This is a genomic window from Acinetobacter sp. WU_MDCI_Abxb74, from assembly GCF_025513915.1.
Lineage (GTDB): Bacteria > Pseudomonadota > Gammaproteobacteria > Pseudomonadales > Moraxellaceae > Acinetobacter > Acinetobacter calcoaceticus_C.
In genome coordinates, this window is the sequence record NZ_JAHPRP010000009.1 from 1 (window position 1) to 18026 (window position 18026).

21 protein-coding genes and 1 rRNA gene are annotated in these 18026 nt (G+C 38.9%); 8 read left to right on the forward strand and 14 right to left on the reverse strand.

All coding sequences use genetic code 11. The features are described 5' to 3' along the window. Nucleotides 1-165: 165 nt before the first annotated feature. Together rrf and KTH84_RS19075 are read left to right on the forward strand one after the other, a co-directional pair. Nucleotides 166-280 (forward strand): 5S ribosomal RNA (rrf, locus tag KTH84_RS14325). Between the two features lie 135 nt (nucleotides 281-415). After that, entirely contained in the window at nucleotides 416-946 is a 531-nt protein-coding gene (locus KTH84_RS19075) for an NMCC_0638 family (lipo)protein (protein WP_410374404.1), read from the forward strand. Nucleotides 947-1006: 60 nt separating this feature from the next. Here KTH84_RS19075 and KTH84_RS14335 read toward each other — a convergent pair whose 3' ends face one another. The 4 genes from KTH84_RS14335 to KTH84_RS14345 all read right to left on the reverse strand — a co-directional run bounded on the left by KTH84_RS14335 (nucleotide 1007) and on the right by KTH84_RS14345 (nucleotide 4359). Beyond that, the gene (locus tag KTH84_RS14335) at nucleotides 1007-2380 is read right to left on the reverse strand and encodes a dihydrolipoyl dehydrogenase (protein ID WP_262473750.1); all 1374 of its coding nucleotides are present in this window, start codon (nucleotides 2378-2380) and stop codon (nucleotides 1007-1009) included. A gap of 82 nt (nucleotides 2381-2462) precedes the next feature. Then, entirely contained in the window at nucleotides 2463-3659 is a 1197-nt protein-coding gene (locus tag KTH84_RS14340) for a hypothetical protein (RefSeq protein ID WP_262473752.1), read from the reverse strand. Nucleotides 3660-3766: 107 nt separating this feature from the next. Next, entirely contained in the window at nucleotides 3767-3871 is a 105-nt protein-coding gene (locus KTH84_RS19080) for a lipoprotein (RefSeq protein WP_371864353.1), read from the reverse strand. A gap of 152 nt (nucleotides 3872-4023) precedes the next feature. After that, entirely contained in the window at nucleotides 4024-4359 is a 336-nt protein-coding gene (locus KTH84_RS14345; RefSeq protein ID WP_005036085.1) for a TIGR01244 family sulfur transferase, read from the reverse strand. A 188-nt stretch (nucleotides 4360-4547) separates the two neighbouring features. Here KTH84_RS14345 and KTH84_RS14350 point away from each other — a divergent pair, with 188 nt between their 5' ends. Genes KTH84_RS14350 through KTH84_RS14360 form a run of 3 tightly spaced genes read left to right on the forward strand, consistent with a single transcriptional unit; the run spans nucleotide 4548 to nucleotide 6303 of the window. Then, the gene (locus KTH84_RS14350) at nucleotides 4548-5444 is read left to right on the forward strand and encodes an alpha/beta hydrolase (RefSeq protein ID WP_262473754.1); all 897 of its coding nucleotides are present in this window, start codon (nucleotides 4548-4550) and stop codon (nucleotides 5442-5444) included. Beyond that, on the forward strand, nucleotides 5445-5882 hold the full coding sequence (gene trxC / locus KTH84_RS14355; RefSeq protein ID WP_262473756.1) for a thioredoxin TrxC: 438 nt from the start codon (nucleotides 5445-5447) through the stop codon (nucleotides 5880-5882). It begins immediately after the preceding gene. A gap of 1 nt (nucleotide 5883) precedes the next feature. Beyond that, nucleotides 5884-6303 (forward strand): acyl-CoA thioesterase, encoded by a 420-nt coding sequence (locus tag KTH84_RS14360; RefSeq protein ID WP_042898600.1) that lies wholly within the window; start codon nucleotides 5884-5886, stop codon nucleotides 6301-6303. 39 nt (nucleotides 6304-6342) lie between these two features. Here the strand turns inward: KTH84_RS14360 and KTH84_RS14365 are convergent, their stop codons facing one another. Continuing rightward, entirely contained in the window at nucleotides 6343-6837 is a 495-nt protein-coding gene (locus KTH84_RS14365) for a DUF4442 domain-containing protein (protein ID WP_262473760.1), read from the reverse strand. A 35-nt stretch (nucleotides 6838-6872) separates the two neighbouring features. Next, nucleotides 6873-7361 carry a YajQ family cyclic di-GMP-binding protein gene (locus KTH84_RS14370; protein ID WP_004638746.1) on the reverse strand — a complete coding sequence of 163 codons (489 nt, stop codon included), beginning with the start codon at nucleotides 7359-7361 and terminating at the stop codon, nucleotides 6873-6875. Nucleotides 7362-7452: 91 nt separating this feature from the next. On the opposite strand from KTH84_RS14370, the gene KTH84_RS14375 reads away from it, so the two are divergent. After that, nucleotides 7453-7767 (forward strand): rhodanese-like domain-containing protein, encoded by a 315-nt coding sequence (locus KTH84_RS14375; RefSeq protein ID WP_004638747.1) that lies wholly within the window; start codon nucleotides 7453-7455, stop codon nucleotides 7765-7767. A 37-nt stretch (nucleotides 7768-7804) separates the two neighbouring features. Here KTH84_RS14375 and mnmC read toward each other — a convergent pair whose 3' ends face one another. The 4 genes from mnmC to KTH84_RS14395 are packed head-to-tail and all read right to left on the reverse strand — an operon-like array spanning nucleotide 7805 to nucleotide 11129. Continuing rightward, the gene (gene mnmC / locus KTH84_RS14380) at nucleotides 7805-9679 is read right to left on the reverse strand and encodes an FAD-dependent 5-carboxymethylaminomethyl-2-thiouridine(34) oxidoreductase MnmC (protein ID WP_262473761.1); all 1875 of its coding nucleotides are present in this window, start codon (nucleotides 9677-9679) and stop codon (nucleotides 7805-7807) included. 23 nt (nucleotides 9680-9702) lie between these two features. Beyond that, entirely contained in the window at nucleotides 9703-10173 is a 471-nt protein-coding gene (locus KTH84_RS14385) for a hypothetical protein (protein WP_262473762.1), read from the reverse strand. 4 nt (nucleotides 10174-10177) lie between these two features. After that, complete coding sequence (locus KTH84_RS14390) at nucleotides 10178-10480, reverse strand: YciI family protein (RefSeq protein WP_005309522.1); 303 nt, start codon at nucleotides 10478-10480, stop codon at nucleotides 10178-10180. 34 nt (nucleotides 10481-10514) lie between these two features. Then, nucleotides 10515-11129: a septation protein IspZ gene (locus KTH84_RS14395; protein ID WP_262473763.1), complete on the reverse strand. Its 615-nt coding sequence runs from the start codon at nucleotides 11127-11129 to the stop codon at nucleotides 10515-10517. A 44-nt stretch (nucleotides 11130-11173) separates the two neighbouring features. Between KTH84_RS14395 and KTH84_RS14400 the strand changes: the two genes are divergently transcribed. Beyond that, nucleotides 11174-12025, forward strand: coding sequence for a PHP domain-containing protein (locus tag KTH84_RS14400; protein ID WP_262473764.1), 852 nt, complete (start codon nucleotides 11174-11176; stop codon nucleotides 12023-12025). A 4-nt stretch (nucleotides 12026-12029) separates the two neighbouring features. Here KTH84_RS14400 and KTH84_RS14405 read toward each other — a convergent pair whose 3' ends face one another. Together KTH84_RS14405 and radC are read right to left on the reverse strand one after the other, a co-directional pair. Continuing rightward, complete coding sequence (locus KTH84_RS14405) at nucleotides 12030-12941, reverse strand: bestrophin family protein (protein WP_262473766.1); 912 nt, start codon at nucleotides 12939-12941, stop codon at nucleotides 12030-12032. A gap of 61 nt (nucleotides 12942-13002) precedes the next feature. Further along, nucleotides 13003-13722 (reverse strand): RadC family protein, encoded by a 720-nt coding sequence (gene radC, locus KTH84_RS14410; protein ID WP_262473768.1) that lies wholly within the window; start codon nucleotides 13720-13722, stop codon nucleotides 13003-13005. A gap of 99 nt (nucleotides 13723-13821) precedes the next feature. Between radC and coaBC the strand changes: the two genes are divergently transcribed. Beyond that, on the forward strand, nucleotides 13822-15075 hold the full coding sequence (gene coaBC / locus KTH84_RS14415) for a bifunctional phosphopantothenoylcysteine decarboxylase/phosphopantothenate--cysteine ligase CoaBC (protein WP_003655128.1): 1254 nt from the start codon (nucleotides 13822-13824) through the stop codon (nucleotides 15073-15075). A 64-nt stretch (nucleotides 15076-15139) separates the two neighbouring features. Here coaBC and secF read toward each other — a convergent pair whose 3' ends face one another. After that, the gene (gene secF, locus KTH84_RS14420; RefSeq protein WP_262473923.1) at nucleotides 15140-16105 is read right to left on the reverse strand and encodes a protein translocase subunit SecF; all 966 of its coding nucleotides are present in this window, start codon (nucleotides 16103-16105) and stop codon (nucleotides 15140-15142) included. Nucleotides 16106-16113: 8 nt separating this feature from the next. Further along, a complete protein-coding gene (gene secD, locus KTH84_RS14425; RefSeq protein ID WP_262473770.1) occupies nucleotides 16114-18015 on the reverse strand; it encodes a protein translocase subunit SecD in 1902 nt (633 codons plus the stop codon). Nucleotides 18016-18026 lie beyond the last annotated feature (11 nt).

Genomic DNA, 18026 nt, shown 5'->3' on the forward strand with positions numbered 1-18026 from the left:
TATATATGGCATCAATCGATTCATTAATATGCAAAGCAACTTGATTTAGTTATATGTTTAGCTAAAATGAACAAAATTAAAGTAAGACTCAATCAGCCCATCTGTAAAGATTTGGAAAACGCATCGGCAACCAATAAGACCAATGCAAGTATCCATACCAGTTGTGCTGGCGACCATAGCAAGAGTGAACCACCTGATCCCTTCCCGAACTCAGAAGTGAAACCTCTTAGCGCTGATGGTAGTGTGGGGTTTCCCATGTGAGAGTAAGTCATCGCCAGCTCATTATTCTAAAACACCCTCAACTGATGTTGGGGGTGTTTTTTTATGGGCGAAGTAAACTGAAAATGATAGAATAATTTTGGGATGAATTATGATATAAACCAAATACCTTAAAATGATAACAAGAGTATGAATAATGAAATTTGTAGGATTAAAAATATTTGTGTGTATGCTAGCTATAATATTTGTTAGTAAATCTATCTATGCTAATGAAGCTGTAGAAAGTTTATTTAGCACAAAAGCTTTTTTAAATATTTGTGTTAGTTCTAGAGGAAATCCAGAAATAATAAATAAACAAGCAAAAAATATGGGTTTTACTCAAATGCCTGATGAATATGCTGCACATTTTTTAAAACATTATAATGGGAACGCTTGGATGATAAGCTCTTCAGAAGGAAAGTTTGTTATTACTCAAATCGATAACGGCGTATGTTCATTATTTATAAATAAAGGAAACTCAACTGAAATTCAGAAGAGTTTAGAAAGTTGGTTGCCCCCAAAATCTACTGGTTTAACTTATAAAAAGGAAATATCTAAAGATAAAAATTTGACTACAACAAATTATATTATTTCTAAAGATGGAAAGGCTTTAGAGACATGGATATATACTAGTTCATCTGAAAAGAATACTTCACTAGTTGCGGTTATTTCACATCAAATGAATTAATTAAAACAATTTAATGTATAGAAGAGCCAACTTTTATTAAAGGAGCTCTTCTAAAATTGATCATTTCAACTGTCTACGAGCATGTTTTAAAGCAGTGCGAAGACCTTCTTCTAGAGTTGGGTGATAAAAGGGTTTCCCTAAAATATCATTTAAAGTTAAACCTTCACCTATTATCCAACTTAATAGATGGGCCATGTGTTCTGTGGCTTCTGTAAATAACTCGGCACCAAGAAGTTTTTGGCTTTTTCTTTCGATATAAACCTCAATGCCACCCTTATTTTTTCCAAGGACGATAGCTCTGCCTTGTCGTTCATAAGAGGCTTCACCTGTAATAAAGCCTATACCAATGTCTTTTAGTTGTTTAAAACTTTGCCCAACGATTGCCATTTCTGGATCACTAAATACAATTCCTAATGGGGTAAGAGTCTTAATTGAATTGATTTGTGGATAGTTCAAACAGTTATGAACAACTTTCTTCCCCTCATGTGCTGCTTCATGTTGTAATGGTGTTGAGGTATAAGCATCACCGACAATAAAAATTGGATATTGTTCTAATTGCTTGGTTTTTGCATTTATAGGTAATAACTTAATATCTTCAAAAGAATCATCAATATTTTCTAGTTTTAAAGTATCAAGTAAACTTGAACGGCCTGTTGCAGCTAGAACATATTCAGCCTTGAGAGTTTTCTCTTTTTCTTCAAGTTTATAATTTAATATAACTCCCTCAGAATTACACTTAACTTCACTTGGTAGAGTCTCGAATAGAATTTTTAACTCTTTGCCTAATTCTTTTTGCGCAAGTTGTTGAAGTTTCGGGCTAGTCAGTACTCCAATTCGTTTACTGCGAGCAAAAATTGTAGTTTCTACACCTAAACGATGCATTGCTTGAGCAATCTCAAGGGCAATCACACCACTACCAATGACAGCAATAGATTTAGGTAGTGTTTTCAATTCAAATATTTGATCTGTTGTTATAAGCCGATTACCAAGTTCTTCTTTCCAAGCTTTATCGTAATTAGGAGTTGAACCAACTGCCAGAATAAAACTTTTTGATTGGTACTGTTGCCCATTAATTTCTATAGTTTGTGCATCAATAAAATGTGCTTTACCAGAAATTTTATGTTCGGCAGGCCATTGTTCTACATCTTTTAAAGTTGCTTGTGTAAAACGATCACGCAATGTTTGTACGTGCTGCATCATTTGATCAGTATTAATTTTTGCAGATACGTCCAAAGCAACCTCTTGAGCATTTTGAATGTCAAACATTCGATTTGCTGTAGAGATGAGGATTTTACTGGGCATGCAGCCTACACGAGCACAAGTGGTATCCCAAGGGCCATCATTTATAATTAAAATATTATTGGTATGTTTAACGGCTTCTTTATATGCGCTAATACCAGCAGTACCTGCGCCAATGATAATAATATCGAACATTTTCATTAAGCTATTTTAATAGATATTTAGAATATATAGAAAAACCCTCTTGAGCAGAGGGTTTGGTTCTAATTATTTAGCTTTAAAATGTAAATTTTTGCATAAAAGGTGTTTTTATAGTGGTGGAAACAGTCCCATTTTGATTAGTAGATTGACCTTCGATGCTTATACCATTAATGACATGCTTAAAGTTTAATGTAGTTCCATTTAAGCTTTGTTTAAAAGTAAAAATATTTTGTCCTTCCAGATAAATACTGCCATTAAATTTTTGTGCATTCGTTGTTGAAGATTCATTTTCAACACGACTTCCTTCAAGGCTAGTAATATTAGGTAAGCTCAATATTTGGTTACCATTTAAACTTACTTTGTATGTCGCATTGTTTGTATTGCCTGGAGTCGAGTTCACAACAAATGAAATTGGCTCTGCAAAAGGAACATTAGGGTTATCATTGATAAGTACGTTGAAGCCAGAACCACCTTGAACTACGTAGAGATCACCATCAGTTGATGTATTATCTTTATATACGCTCATTGCACCGGTAGTCACTTCTTTTTCAGCTGGTTGGCCTGTCTCTGGATCTTGAACAATAGTAGTTGTAGTGATTTTATAATCACTTGTTGTGGAGTTGATTAATACAAATCTTTTTTGTTTGGTTTGTTCAAGTCCCCATGACTGTTGGAATGGATATGCAAAGGCCCCAGTAATTGTCACATCTTGGAAGTTTTTATCATTATTTTCATTTTGAAAAATATAAATTCTGGTATTTGATTGATAATCCTCTAAATTTGGAGATGTATTATCGCTTGCCAGTTTAATATTTTTTAAATCATCTGCTGTAATATCAAAGTCCCAGTCACTATAACCAGTGAGTAAAGTTTTAATTTCTTCACCTTTAAATACGTAGCAGGCGCGGTAGTCTGTAGTACTCTTAATGAAGCATTTCTCACGATAATGGTCAGAGTACTTGGTAAGATCTACTTTTCGAATATCTAATGTTAACTTGAGTGGACCTTGGGCGAAGGTGTCTAATGCGTGATCAATGTAACCTTTTGATAGATTTTCATTATTAATATCATAGGCACCAAATAAATATTTTCCTTCTTGTTTTACGCTATTTAAAACAGAAGTCGCCAACTCTTGATTTGTTGATGGTGTGGTTGGCGTTGTTGTAGAGCCAGAATTTGAATTTTGGTTATAGTAGCCATCACTGCCACCCCCACCACAAGCTGTCAAAAAAGCAGCCAAAGTAATCCCACATACCCCATGAGTAAGTTTCATCATTATCCCCAATTAAAATGATAAGTTATTTAAAATAATTTTTTAGATTTATAAAATAACATATATTTCATGAGGTTGCTCATTATATTTATGGGGAAGTTAGCTAATTAAATTCGTGTACCCATAGTTACTCCAACGGTAGGTTTTACTTGCATTGAAGAACACGCTGTAAGAATTAAACAACTTAAAAGAGCGAATATAAATTTATTCATAAAAATTAATAAATGATTCAAAAAGATTTAAATAGTTTAGAGCAATATTATTTTTAGTTCTGTTGAATTCGTGCAGAGATATGCAAAATAAGTTATCAAAAACCCTATTTTAAAGAAGAAATAGGGTTTTATAGGATCTTAATTTTTTTAACTTAGTCGTCTAATAAATCCATTTGTTTTGCTAATTGATATAGATTATTTGAACGGTTTCCTGTGCGGCAAAACATAAGTACAGGCTTTGGCAACTCGTTGTAATGATTCGCGAAAGTACGTACATCGAGTTCTGTAATTTGCCCGGCTACAACAGGCTGATAAACATAGTCTAGTCCTACTTGGCGTGCTGCTTCTTCAATTTGAGCACTTGTAGGTTGTTCTGGGCCGCCTTCCATATCTGGTCGATTATTAATAATCGATTTAAATCCTTTTTCTACAACTTGGCCAACATGTTCTGGACCGATTTGACCTGCGAAACCAACATTCTCTGACATTTCGTCACTCCAAAATTTAACAAAACCTCTTATGCTGTATCATAGCATTAAGCTTAACCTGAGATACAAGACACTCGTGTGTTGTTCTGACTGAGAAAGTTATGTCTTATAGCTGAGCTGTAAATTTTAAAATGATCATCAAGTTATTTTAAAATTGGTTATTCATATTCTATTTCAACGGAGCACATATGCACGCTTATATGGTTGAGCCTTTATATGTTCCATGTGGTCAGGAAACGATCGCAGCTGATTTTTATATTCCAAAAACAAATAAGAAATCTGCCGTTATTATTATGGCTCATGGTTTTGCTGCGTTGCGTCAATTTAAATTAGTTCAATATGCACAGCGATTCGCACAGGCGGGTTATGCTGTTATTTTGTTTGATTATCGATATTGGGGGGGGAGCACTGGTAAGCCCAGAGAAATGGTCTCTATTAATTCTCAGTTAGAAGATTGGAAGACAGTTATTCAATATGCTTCGACTTGTAAGCTTGTGGATAATCGAAGGATTGTGCTGTGGGGAACTTCTTTAAGTGGGGGATATGCGCTAAGTCTGGCTTCTGAGTTAAAGAATATTCAGGCGATTTTAGTACAAATTCCTTATGTAGATGGGGCTGAAACTGCCAAGCTCTATCCTTTGCAACGCTATCCTCAAGCATTGAAGTTATCGAGTCAGGACTATATGGGATCAAAAATGGGGCTTAATCCCAAAAGATTACCTGTCGCTGATCAACATAATTTGTGTTTTATGCCTACTGCAGATAGTTATTATGGTTATTTATCGATTGTAAATCCTGACTATTATTGGAGTGGGGAAGTTCCCGCGCGTGTCTTTTTTAATTTGATGAGATATCGCCCAATTCAAGTTGTACGGCAGATTAATATTCCGGTTTTATTTATTGCAGCTCAAAAAGATTCCCTTATTCCTATTGAATCAAGTCGTGAAGCTGCGACAAATATTGCGCCTTTTGTGAGTTATCATGAGTGGGATATGAAACATTTTGATATTTATCACGGTTCATGGTTTGAAAAAGCAGTGATAACCCAATTAGAATTTTTACATCAGCATATAGGAGTGGTGTAAATGATTATTGTATGTGCATCGTGCGGTGCAAAAAATAGAGTTCCTGAAGAAAAAATTCCTGAGCAACCGAGCTGTGGGCAATGTCATCAGCCATTACTACCGCTTACGCCTATTGAGCTAAATGAGCAAAATTTTAGTAACTACATCACGAATAGTGATTTACCTATTTTCATAGACTTATGGGCAGAATGGTGCGGACCTTGTAAAATGATGGCGCCACATTTTGCACAGGTTGCAAAACAGAATCCAGGCGTTATTTTTGCCAAGATTAATACCGAAGAATCTCCTCGCTTGAGCCAAGCTTTTCATGTGAGAAGTATTCCGACACTTGTCTTAATGAACAAAACGACAGAGGTCGCGCGTATTAGCGGCGCATTACGTGCGCCTGAATTGCAGCAGTGGCTTGATCAACAACTTCAAACGAATTTCGGGAGCTAAGGTGTCAGAAGCTTATACCAAACCAGAAGGAATTTTATCCTTACAAACGATTGCCATGCCAGCCGATACAAACTGGAGTGGTGATGTATTTGGTGGATGGATTGTGTCACAAATGGACTTGGCTGGAGCAATTCACGCAGAACGTTTCAGCCGTGGCCGCTGTGCTACGATTTCCATTAATCAAATGACCTTTTTGGTTCCGGTAAAGGTTGGCTTTGTCATTAGCTGCTATACCAAAATCTTAAAAGTTGGAAATACTTCTATTCAAATGCAAATTGAAGTTTGGGATAGTCATGATGACTCTCGTGAACCAATACGCATTACTGAAGGAGTCTTTACCTTTGTAGCAGTTGATGTAAAAGGTAATAAGCGTCAAATACCTGAAGAAGCAAAACAAAAGTTTTTAGCATCTTGTGCATAATAAAAAAGCCCAAATTCAAATTTGGGCTTTTTTATATCTTTATTTCTTACGTTTAGGTAACCATGCCCACAGCATTTGGCACTGGATTGGTTCATTGCCTCCATCATCAATGACAATAACCGGAATCACAAGTTCACCTTTTTCATTATCCGCAATAAACTTTTGCTGTTCAGCGGATAGCGTTGCTGTAGCAGTCAAACCACCTTCAACCACTTTTAAATAATCTACATGCAATGATTTGATTAATAAAATGCGGTTATCAGGAATGTGTAAACCCGTTAGAAAACCTGTTGCAGTTTCAGCTAAAAGAGCCATAGCAGCAGCATGGACTCCTTTAATATGGTTCTGCATATTTTTTTGGTTATCTAAGCGGACAGTAACGTGGTTTGAGTCTACTTCCAGATAGCGAATATTTGCTGTACCCACCATTGGCACGATACGACCAAACGCCTTGCTCCAAAGTGTACTCCGAATACTTTTAGGGAATTTTGAAGTCGCTTTTACCAGTTTTGATAGACGATTGGATTGAGACATGGAATTACCTTAGCTTTGAATGTCACGACAAGAGATTAATCTTTAAAGTTATTAAACTGTAATGGCACACCAAATTGTTGTTCACGTAAAAAGTTCATCACTTGTTGTAGAGTGTCACGCTTTTTATCCGTTACACGAATTTTGTCGCCTTGGATAGAAGATTGCACTTTAACGCCACTTTCTTTAATGGCTTTATTAATTTTTTTTGCAGTATCCGAGTCAAGACCGTCTTTAAGTTTAATTACTTGTACAAAATTTTTGCCTGAAGCAGCAGCTTTTTGCGGGTCTAGAGCTTGTACATCAATTTTACGTTTATAAAAATGATTTTCTAACATGTTGTAAACTTGTTCACACTGGAAATCGCTTTCGGTACTGATTTTAATTTCTTTATTTTTTTCGTTTATTTCGACTGAAACATCATGACCACGAAAGTCAAAACGTGTTGCAATCTCTTTTTGTGTGTTCTGTACGGCATGATTAACTTCAAAAATCTCTAATTCAGAGACAATATCGAAAGAAGGCATAGTTTAGACCTTTACAAAGGGAAAGAATATTTGAGATGCTAAGAGGGTTTTCTTCATTTGCCAAGTGTTGTTTACATCAAAGGAGTGCACAATGATCCGTAAACAAGAAATTACAACATTTGAATTCCCAGAAAATGCTGTTATCTGGGATGTCCGTGATACAAATGCTTATGCAGAAGGGCATGTTAAAGGTGCGGTAAATCGCCCGATTAATGATTTGAATGCTGATATTTTGAACCAGGTCTCTGCGGGTCAGCCGATTTATATTTTATGTGGTGGTGGTAGCAAAGCTCCTCGTGCAGCTGAGACACTAGAAGGATTCGATGCCTCGCGTGAATATGTCGTGCTGATGGGGGGGACACGTGCAGCTCGTGATGCCGGCTTGCCTCTAGAGCAGGGCGCATAAAAAAAAGCACCTTCGGGTGCTTTTTTATGGAATTAAACTACTGTGTTTTGAAATAAGGCTTTTTAGGTTTTACTTTTTTTTGGAATCGTTGCGGATTCAATTTTTGTAATAAGCGGTCCGGTACTGGACAAGCTTCTTCTAACATCTGGGCAATTAAGATCTCACTGCATAGCGGAGCAAATAAGAAGCCCTTAGAACCAAGACCAGCAAAAGTAGCAATTCGGCTATTCGCCTGCATTTTTCCAACGAGAGGAAAATAATCTAAGCTTTGTGCGCGGATAGATGCTCGGCCTTGCCAAGTAGTCGTAGGAGGCAATTGTTGTGCATATTCAGGAAATACGCTGTGGATTAATTCAAAGTTATGCATATGGTCGTCGGCAAGTACTTCTTGATCCTCTCGATTTGGATAAAAAGACGCACCTAAAATCATCTGTGAAGCATTAAGTTGCATACAGTAGCCGCCATAGCTATAAGCTTCCTGTAAAGGCAGCGGAGCAAAAGTATTATCAACCCAGCTTACTTGCCCACGTATTGGTTTTAACTGTGGATAGCTTTCAAAAAAAGTCGTGCTTTGACGCGCACAGCACACAACCACATGGTCTGCCTCTGCAATAACTTCATTGCTAGTCTGCAATTGAACTTTATTTTCAAAAGAAACCAGTGCTGTGATATTGGCAATTTTTAGATCAATTAAGGGATGTTGCAAAATTTCATCACGTAATTGATGTGGTGAAACAGAACCCGCTTCGGTAAGTAAAACACTTGAATATACAGTTTCAAGTGAGTTCGTTGAGTGAGTAACAACCTGAGCTGGATATTGATTTACAAGATCCAGAAGCTCATCTGCATTTTTCAAGGCGATTTGTTGTATTTTTAGTGGGCGAAATGCTTGAAAATTTTTATAAAAATTCAAGGCATGTTGCCAACTTAAGGTCATGAGATGTTCATGGCTTTGTTCAATTGGACATAGTTTTGGATTAAGTAATGCTAAAGGGTTTCCAGAAGCGCCAGATAATGCTTCTGTTTGCTCATATAGGGTGACTTTATGCCCACGTGCTGCAAATGCCCACGCTGTAGTTAAACCTGCTATACCGGCCCCAATAATCGCAATATGCTGTTGTCCCTTACTTAATGAGTGAACTAAGCCTAATGGAGAGGACTCATCATCAGATTGAGGTGGATTCCAGATTGCTTTGAGCATTTCCCGTTTATGCCGAAAACCACGTGGACGTGAAATACTAATGCCGTGTGCTTTTAGCCCACGTTTTAAAACACCCGCGACACTAAAAGAGGAAAATGTACTGCCATAGTCAGAAAGACGGACGATATGGTTTAAAACGTTTTGTTCCCACATGTCTGGATTGCAAGAAGGTGCAAAGCCATCTAAAAACCAAGCATTCACTGCTTTAGTTTTAGCCATGCTTGGGAAAATATCTTGTGCATCCCCTAGCCATAAGTCAATGCTAAAACGCTCTTCAGGGAAACTTAAACGATGACATCCGGCAATAGGTAGCGGATATTGTTCAATTAACTGGTCTGCAAATGGTTTAAGCTCATCCCAGACATTTAAAGCGCGAATGAGGTCAGCTTTACTTAGTGGAAATTTTTCAACACTAATGGCGTGTAAATGGCTTTGATTATCAGGACGGACTTGTTGCCAAAGTTGCCAAAGTGCAAGAATGTTTAAACCCGTACCAAAACCGGTTTCTCCTACACTGAAATATTCAAAATCTTTTAGATTGGCTAAGCGTTCTGATAAGTCGTTACCATTTAGAAAAACATGCCGTGTTTCAAGCAAGCCATTATCTTTAGAGAAATAGACATCACCAAATTGTTTGGAAATGGGAACCTCGATACCATCGATGAGTTCCCAGTCCAGTTCTGCTGTTTGTATACGGTTTGATACGTTCATTTAGTTTAATAGATCGCTTGGATTTACCACTGGCGTCGACGTTTTGTATGAATATAACTAGCAATAAAAAATCCTAGCAATACGCCACCAGCTAAGGTAACCGCGCCATATAAAAACATTTGTGCGCTACGTTCGCTTTGTAAGACTTGAACCTGAACAGAGAGGCTGTCGTTTTTTAACTGTAACTCTTGGTTCTGAGCGAGTGCTTCAAGATTGGCATGTTCTAACTGTTTTAAACGAGATGCTTGATCTTGAACTAAAGCTTTGATTTTTGCATCTTGCTGTTGTTTATTCTTTACGAGCTGTTCTGCTGTAAGTGGTTTTGTTGCGGTCGACGCCGTGGTAGCAGCTGTTGGTAATGTAGCGGCGGGGCTAGCGGCCTGAGTTGAAGGCGCGCTTGGCGGCGGTGTTGCTGGTGTTGCAGCAGGTTCAACTGCTCCAGCAGTTGAACATATCAAACACAAGCCAAGAAAGCTTTTGATTGCAGGGTGCATATGATTACCCTTTTGGAAATGCTTTATTAAACGGTTTTACATCAATATGGGCATAAATGCCTTCTTTGAGAAATGGTTCTTCTTTTAACCATTCATCTAATGCTTCGCGACTGTCGAATTCAACAATCATGGTGCTGCCATAGAAACCTGCTTGAGGATCATTCGGGTCTTTTGGCATAGCTCCCGCTGTAACAAGGCGACCTTCATCATCAAGTTTTTGCAAACGTTCAATATGCTGAGGACGTACTGCTAAGCGCTTCTCTAGAGTTCCTTCGTTATCGGTACAGCTTAGAACAAAAAAAGGCATGTAATCGTATCTCTATAATCAATCAGGAACCACTTTAAGCGTCTGGTGACTTAAAATGTTTACGTAAAATAATGAACTGAATAATGATAAATGAAAACATCACAATCATGTCACCAAATGCAGTGAATTCACCCCAATATTTTCCGCCGTGAAATAAAAATGCAAAGAACACATGCAAACAAGACATTACTACAAACATGGCTGCCCAAGCGAAGTTTAGATTTTTCCAAGCTTTTTCACTTAAGTCTAAAATAGGATCAAATAAACGTCGGATGAGTGGCTTACGGTCTTTACCAAACCAAGGTGAAACCAAGAATGCGCCAGCAAAAACTAAATTTAAAATTGCAGCTTTCAGACGGATATAGAAATCATCACTTAACATGAGGGTGATGCCACCAAAAATGACAGTCATAAACAGTACAAACCACTGTTGTTTATCTAGACGGAATTTTTGGAAAACAAATAGGGCACCATATACCACAAGCATTGAAATAATTAAGCCAGTAGTTGCTACAAGAATATTATTATTATCGGCACCACCAGCAGACCCGATCAGTTTAAGTAAAGGATGCTGTGTGTCGGTTGGATCAACTGTTTTATATAAATAGAAGAAAATAATTAATGGAACAAAGTCCAGAAGTGCTTTCATGTTAGAGTATCTGATCAGGTTTGGTGAATGGCATAGTATAAAAGATGCAAGGCATAGATTTACATACACATAGCAATATTTCTGATGGAACTTTGTCTCCGGAATTACTGGTGCAAGCTGCTATAGATGTGAATTTGCATACTTTGGCTTTAACTGACCACGATACAATGGATGGGTTGCAGCGAGCTAGAATTGCTGCACAAGGTCATGATTTAAAGATCATTTCTGGTACAGAGATTTCAAGTCAGTGGTCACGTCCAACAACCAAAAAGAGTTATGGCGTACATATTGTCGCTTTAAACATGCAAGATGAAGCACCAATTTTAGAAGCATTAGAACAACAAAAAAGAGTACGAGCGCAAAGAGCTAAAGTAATTTGTGATTTATTAGAAAAATGTATTGGTTTTCAGATTTATGAGGATGTTCTTGCTACAGTAGAAGAACAGGCAGATCGGATCACCAGAACGCATATTGCTAAAACATTGGTGGAAAAGAAAGTTGTAACTCGTCCTCAACAAGCATTTGATCGTTTCTTAAAAGAGGGAAGACGTGCTTTTGTAAAGTTTGAAGGATTAGGATTAAAAGAAACAATTGACATGATTCACGAAAGTAAAGGGTTGGCAGTTTTAGCACATCCGACTCGTTATGATTTATCTGCAACTAACGTCCGATATTTAATTGAATTATTCGCAAGTTCAGGTGGAGACGCAATTGAGTTACCTCCACCAATGGAAACTTTATCTACTCGCCAGATGGTTGATCGGATGATTGAGCAATATCAGTTAGCCGTATCAATTGGCAGTGATTTTCATGGTGAAAATATGCCATGGATTAAATTGGGAAATACACCTAAACCCGCTGCTAATCAGCAAGGCATTTGGGAACGTTTCCTATAAGACTTTACAGTAAGTTATTATCTTGAGCCTGAATAGGTGGTGGGGTAGGTTTTCCTAGCGTTCCTAAAAGTTCAATTTCGATACTACGTACCATGGCATCTAAAGGTAAATCATTACTTTGAGTACCGAAAGGCTCTTCAATTTCTGAGCTTAGTGCATCAAGTCCTAAGAATGTATATGCCAAAATTCCAACCAGTAAAGGTGTTGCTAAACCAAGTAATGAACCAAGACTAAATGGCAACATAAAACAGAAAAAATAGACAGTGCGATTGAGCAAAACTGAATAGGCAAATGGAATAGGCGTATTGGCGATTCGGTCACAGCCTGTTTGCACAACGCTTAAATCTGCAACATTTTTATTCATCTGTGCATAGATGATGTCTGAGATTTCGCCTTCTTTAAGCGCTTGCAATAATTCCCAGTGGATGAGGCTTAGGGTGTATTGAGGGGCATTATTTTGCTGATAGAGCTGGGTGAGCGCTTGCTGGCTCATACCACTGGTTTGTATGAGCTCAGTTGGGTTCGCTGTCTGACGACGTAAACGATCACGTAACACATTAGCAAAAACAATCACATGTTGAATGACACGCTCTCGACGGGCCTGAGTCAAAATCCGGCAGTCACGGTCAAAATGGCGTGAAGTTGCAATTAAAACGCCCCATAATTTTCGGGCTTCCCACCAACGGTCATAACATGCAGTATTTTTAAATCCCAAGAAAATAGAAAGTACGACGCCAATAAGAGTAAAGCCAACCAAAGGAATCTCTGGAAAGCGATACAGATTGATATATTCTACGCCACCAATGATTGACGAGATCAACATAACAACACCTAGAGAAGGGAGAATTTTGGGTAAAATCGTCCCTCGCCAAGAGAATAAAACTTTGAAAATACTAGGTTGATCACGAACAATCATTTTATTTTAAGCATCACTATTTTTGTTTCGATCTTCTAGGCTTAGTTAAGCTTTGTCAATATTATTGAACTGATCTTATTGCGGGGTTGAGCAGTTGTTGTTCAGCAAATGAAAAGCTTCCTTCTGGGGAGATAATAAAATGATCTAACAAATGTATTTCGACAAGTTGACAGGCATGTTCCAGTTGTTGAGTTAAGGCAATATCTTCCGCAGAAGGCTGCGCTGAACCAAATGGATGATTGTGTGCGATAACGAGCTGGCAAGCATGTTGTTGTAAGGCGTAGCGTAGGGTTTGATTGACCGAGACAGCACAATGCTGCACTGAACCAAAAAATAGCTTTTTAAAATGAAGCTTTCTTAATTCTGGATCTAAACACAGCACTGCAAAGACTTCTTGTTTCTCGCCTTTTAATTCATAGCGCAAATAATCTAAAACCAAATCAGAAGAGTGGAGACTAAGATAATTTTGCTGAAAGTGATGATCGAGATAACGCCGTCCGAGTTCTTTGACTGCCAGTAATTGTGAATATTTTGTTGCTCCAATTCCATTAAATTGAGTTAACTCACTTAACGATGAATCAAATACTGCATTTAGGCTACCAAAATGTTGAATGAGTAAACGTGACAATTCGACTGCTGAATGTTGTCGGGAGCCTGAGCGAAGAAAAATCGCCAATAGCTCTGCATCAGAGAGACTTTGAGGACCTTGTTGCAATAACCGTTCTCTTGGCCGCTCTTGTTCGGGCCAATTTTTAATAGAAGTATTCATATTCCCCAGCACAATTCGCTTAAAAATTTATTTTGTTTGCCCAATCAATCTTGGGTCTGCGCGTATTTAATGCTATTGTGAGCGCCACTGCAACAGTAAGGTATCCTGTTCGTGAGCTTTGATCTAAGTGTTATTCCTCATAAAAACATTGTTTTAGCTGTTACTGGCGGAATTGCTGCCTATAAAAGTGCCATTTTAGTCCGTCGCCTTAAAGATTATGGCTTTGACGTGCGTGTAGTTATGACACATGGTGCTCAGGCATTTATTACCCCACTAACTTTTCAGGCCCTTTCTGGTAATCCTGTCCATACTGAACTTTTAGACCCTGCGGCTGAAGCTGGCATGGGACATATTGAATTAGCACGTTGGGCTGATTTATTACTGGTTGCGCCTGCAAGTTGCGATACTTTGGCAAAGTTTGCGCATGGTTTAGCAGATGACTTGCTCAGTACAGTGTTTTTGGCAACAAAATCTCCTGTGTGGGTTGCACCTGCCATGAACCAGCAAATGTGGGCTGCTAAAGCAACACAACGAAATTTACAAACCTTAGTCGAAGATGGCGTACATGTGATTATGCCGGATGCGGGTGAGCAGGCGTGTGGTGATGTCGGTTTAGGCCGTATGCCAGAGCCAGAAGAAATTGCAAGGCAAGTGGCTGGCTATTTCCATCAGGCTCAACGTGCAATCGCTGAAAAATTTGGGTTGTTGGCTGGAAAGCGAGTGGTTATTACTGCGGGGCCAACGCGTGAAGCGATTGACCCTGTTCGTTATATCTCGAACCACAGTACCGGTAAAATGGGCTTTGCTTTAGCTGCTGCTTGTTACGCTGCTGGTGCACAAGTGACGCTAATTGCTGGACCTGTAAGTTTAGATACACCGAATGGTGTAAAAAGAGTAAATGTTGCCTCAGCACGACAAATGCTAGATATCAGCATGAACTCGTTAGAAACAGGCTGTGATATCTTCATTGCAACTGCCGCAGTCGCAGACTATCGCGTCGCAGAAGTTGCCGAGCATAAGATTAAGAAGGCAGGGGATGAGTTGAATGTTTCCCTTGTGAAAAATCCAGATATTGTGGCAACCATTGCGGGTCAGGAAAAACGTCCATTTATGGTGGGCTTTGCAGCCGAAACACAAAATGTTGAAGAATATGCGGCAGGAAAACTGGTCGCTAAAAAACTAGATATGATTGCATGCAACGATGTGTCACGTGCAGATATTGGTTTTGCTTCTGATGAAAATGCCATGACGGTTTTCTTTGCTGAAAACTACCACATGAAAAAGCGTGAGTTAGAGAAAGCATCTAAACAAGAAATTTCTCAACAGTTGGTTGAAGCAATTTCGGATGCATTGCGCCGTAAATAATATGTTTTAAATAAAAAAACCGCGATTAATTCGCGGTTTTTTTATTTGTCTTACTTTAGACAACTTAAGGAATTTCATCTTCAAATTCAGGTTTAACCTGAACGATGAAGTCCTGACGGTTAAGTCCACGCCATAAGGCAAAAGCTGTACCGATATAAATTGAAGAATAAGTACCTACAAAGACACCAACAAACATTGCAACAGCGAACCAGTGTAGACCATCACCACCTAAGAACATCATTGCTAGAACGACAAGCAATAAGGTCATTGATGTATGAATGGTACGACGTAAAGTCTCGGTTAAAGCAATATCGATGATTTCGCGAGGAGTCGCACCGCGAATTTTACGGAAATTTTCACGGATACGGTCTGACACTACAATGTTATCGTTCAGCGAGAAACCAATAACAGCAAGTACCGCAGCTAAAACCGTAAGATCAAACGGCCACTGGAATAATGCAAAAGCACCAATAATAATGATGATGTCGTGGAATAATGACATTACGGCACCCATTGCGAGTTTAAACTCGAAACGGATAGTCACGTAAATCAACATTAAGATAAGTGCAAGTGCAACCGCACCAGCAGAACGAACATAGAGTTCGTTACCTACTTGACCACCTACAGAGTCCACTTTATGAACTTCGGCAGCATTATTTGGTAACTGTACAGCCTGAGTGATGGTATTAGTGAGGTCTTCAACCTTAACTTCTTGTACAGGCATGCGCACAAGTAAGTCTTTATTACTACCCAGTGTCTGTACTACAGCATCTTTAAAGCCAGCTTTAGCAAGTGCCTGAATAACTTCAGACTGATTTGCTGGTTGAGCATAGTTAAGCTCAGCTGAAACACCACCTGTAAAGTCCAAACCGAGGTTAAGACCTTTAGTTGCAATAAAGAAAATACTCGCTAACGTAATAAGGATCGAGAAGATTGCCGCAGGTTTGGCAATCTTCATGAACGGGATGATTTTTGCATCATCCGGACGACCATATTGTTTTGAATCTTGTTGAGTCACTTTAGTCATTATCGATCTCCTTAAATGCTCAACTTTTTCAAATTACGGCGTTTACCATAAATAATTTGTACAATTGCGCGAGTCACTGTAATTGCAGTAAACATCGAACACACGATACCAATCATTAATGTTACGGCGAAACCTTTGATCGGGCCTGTACCAATTGCAAACAAAATGAATGCAACGAGGAACGTCGTTAAGTTCGAGTCAAAAATGGTGTTATAGGCTCGATCATAACCGGCCACAATGGCCTGTTTGGGCGATGCGCCCCAGAGCATTTCTTCTCGAATACGTTCGCATATCAATACGTTCGCATCGACAGCCATACCAATGGTAATAACGATACCCGCAATACCTGGTAAGGTGAGGGAAGCCCCGATCCATGACATAACTGTTAAAATCATTGCCAAGTTAACAACAAGAGCAAAGTTAGCAATTAAGCCGAATACACGGAAGAACACTACCATCCAGATTGCAACAAGCAAGAAGCCGATTTGAGTTGATAACACGCCTTTATCAATGTTTTCTTGACCAAGGCTTGGACCAACTACACGCTCTTCAACAAAGTACATTGGTGCAGCCAAAGCACCTGCACGAAGCATTAATGCAAGTTCAGATGCTTCTTGAGGAGAACTTAAACCGGTAATACGGAAAGTTGAACCTAAAACGGCCTGAACAGTTGCAGCATTGATGACTACAGATTCAGTGTATGGAGTACGAACTTCTGTTTGCGCACCAGTTTTAGGATCTATGACATAAGTAATTTTTTGCTTATTTTCGATGAACAATACCGCCATGCGTTTACCAACAGCATTACGAGTTGCATCGGACATAAGCTTGCCGCCAGCACTGTCGAGGGTAATATTTACCTCGGCACCACCAGAGTCTTGGCTAAAGCCAGAGCTTGCATTTTGAACGCGCTCACCAGTCAAGATACGGTTGCGTTGCAACAAAAGTTGACGACCGCTATCTAAGGACTCATAAGCAAAAACTTCTGTGCCCGGAGGCAAAGGTTGACTATTATATTTACCCGTATATGGGTCAATATATTGGTCATTTGAGTCAGACACTAAACGGAATTCGAGGTTTGCTGTACGGCCTAAAACACGTTTAGCTTCAGCTGTATCTTGCACACCCGGTAATTCAACAACAATACGATTGCTACCCTGACTTTGTACCAATGCTTCTGCAACACCAAGTTCGTTAATACGATTACGTAATGTTGTTAAGTTTTGATTCACCGCATATGACTGGATTTCTTGACGACGTACATCAGTATAAGAAAGCTTTAGAGTAGAACCAGTAGAGCTTGCTAACGCCTGTTGGGTATATTCATTCCCATTACGACGTAAAAAATCCATTGCTGCATCACGGTCAGCATTGTCAGCAAATTGAACAGTGATTACATTATTGGTTAATGCAAGACTATTAAATTTGATCTTGTTTTCACGGAACTGACGACGCAAATCGGTGGCAGAGGTTTCCATACGTTGGGCAACGGCTTTGTCCATATCTACTTCAAGTAAGAAGTGGACACCACCACGTAAGTCCAAACCAAGTTTCATTGGTTTAGCCCCAATCTTTTGCAACCATTCCGGTGTGGTTGGTGCAAGGTTTAGGGCAACAACATATTGATCACCTAAGTCACGACGTAATACTTCTTTTGCTTTTAATTGCGCTTCAGATGAACTGACACGCAAGAGGGCAGCATTATTTGTAAAACTATTGTCATGGCTTGCAATATTTGCTGTTTTTAAAATTTGCTCTGCTTTTTGCACCACACTTTGATCAATTTGGGTACCAGCTTTGGCACCGGAAATTTGAACGGCGGGCTCATCCGGATATAGACTAGGCAGTGCGTATAATGTACTGATTACCAGAACAACTAGAATCAGTAAATATTTCCATGCAGGGTAACGCATTCGCTTTCTTC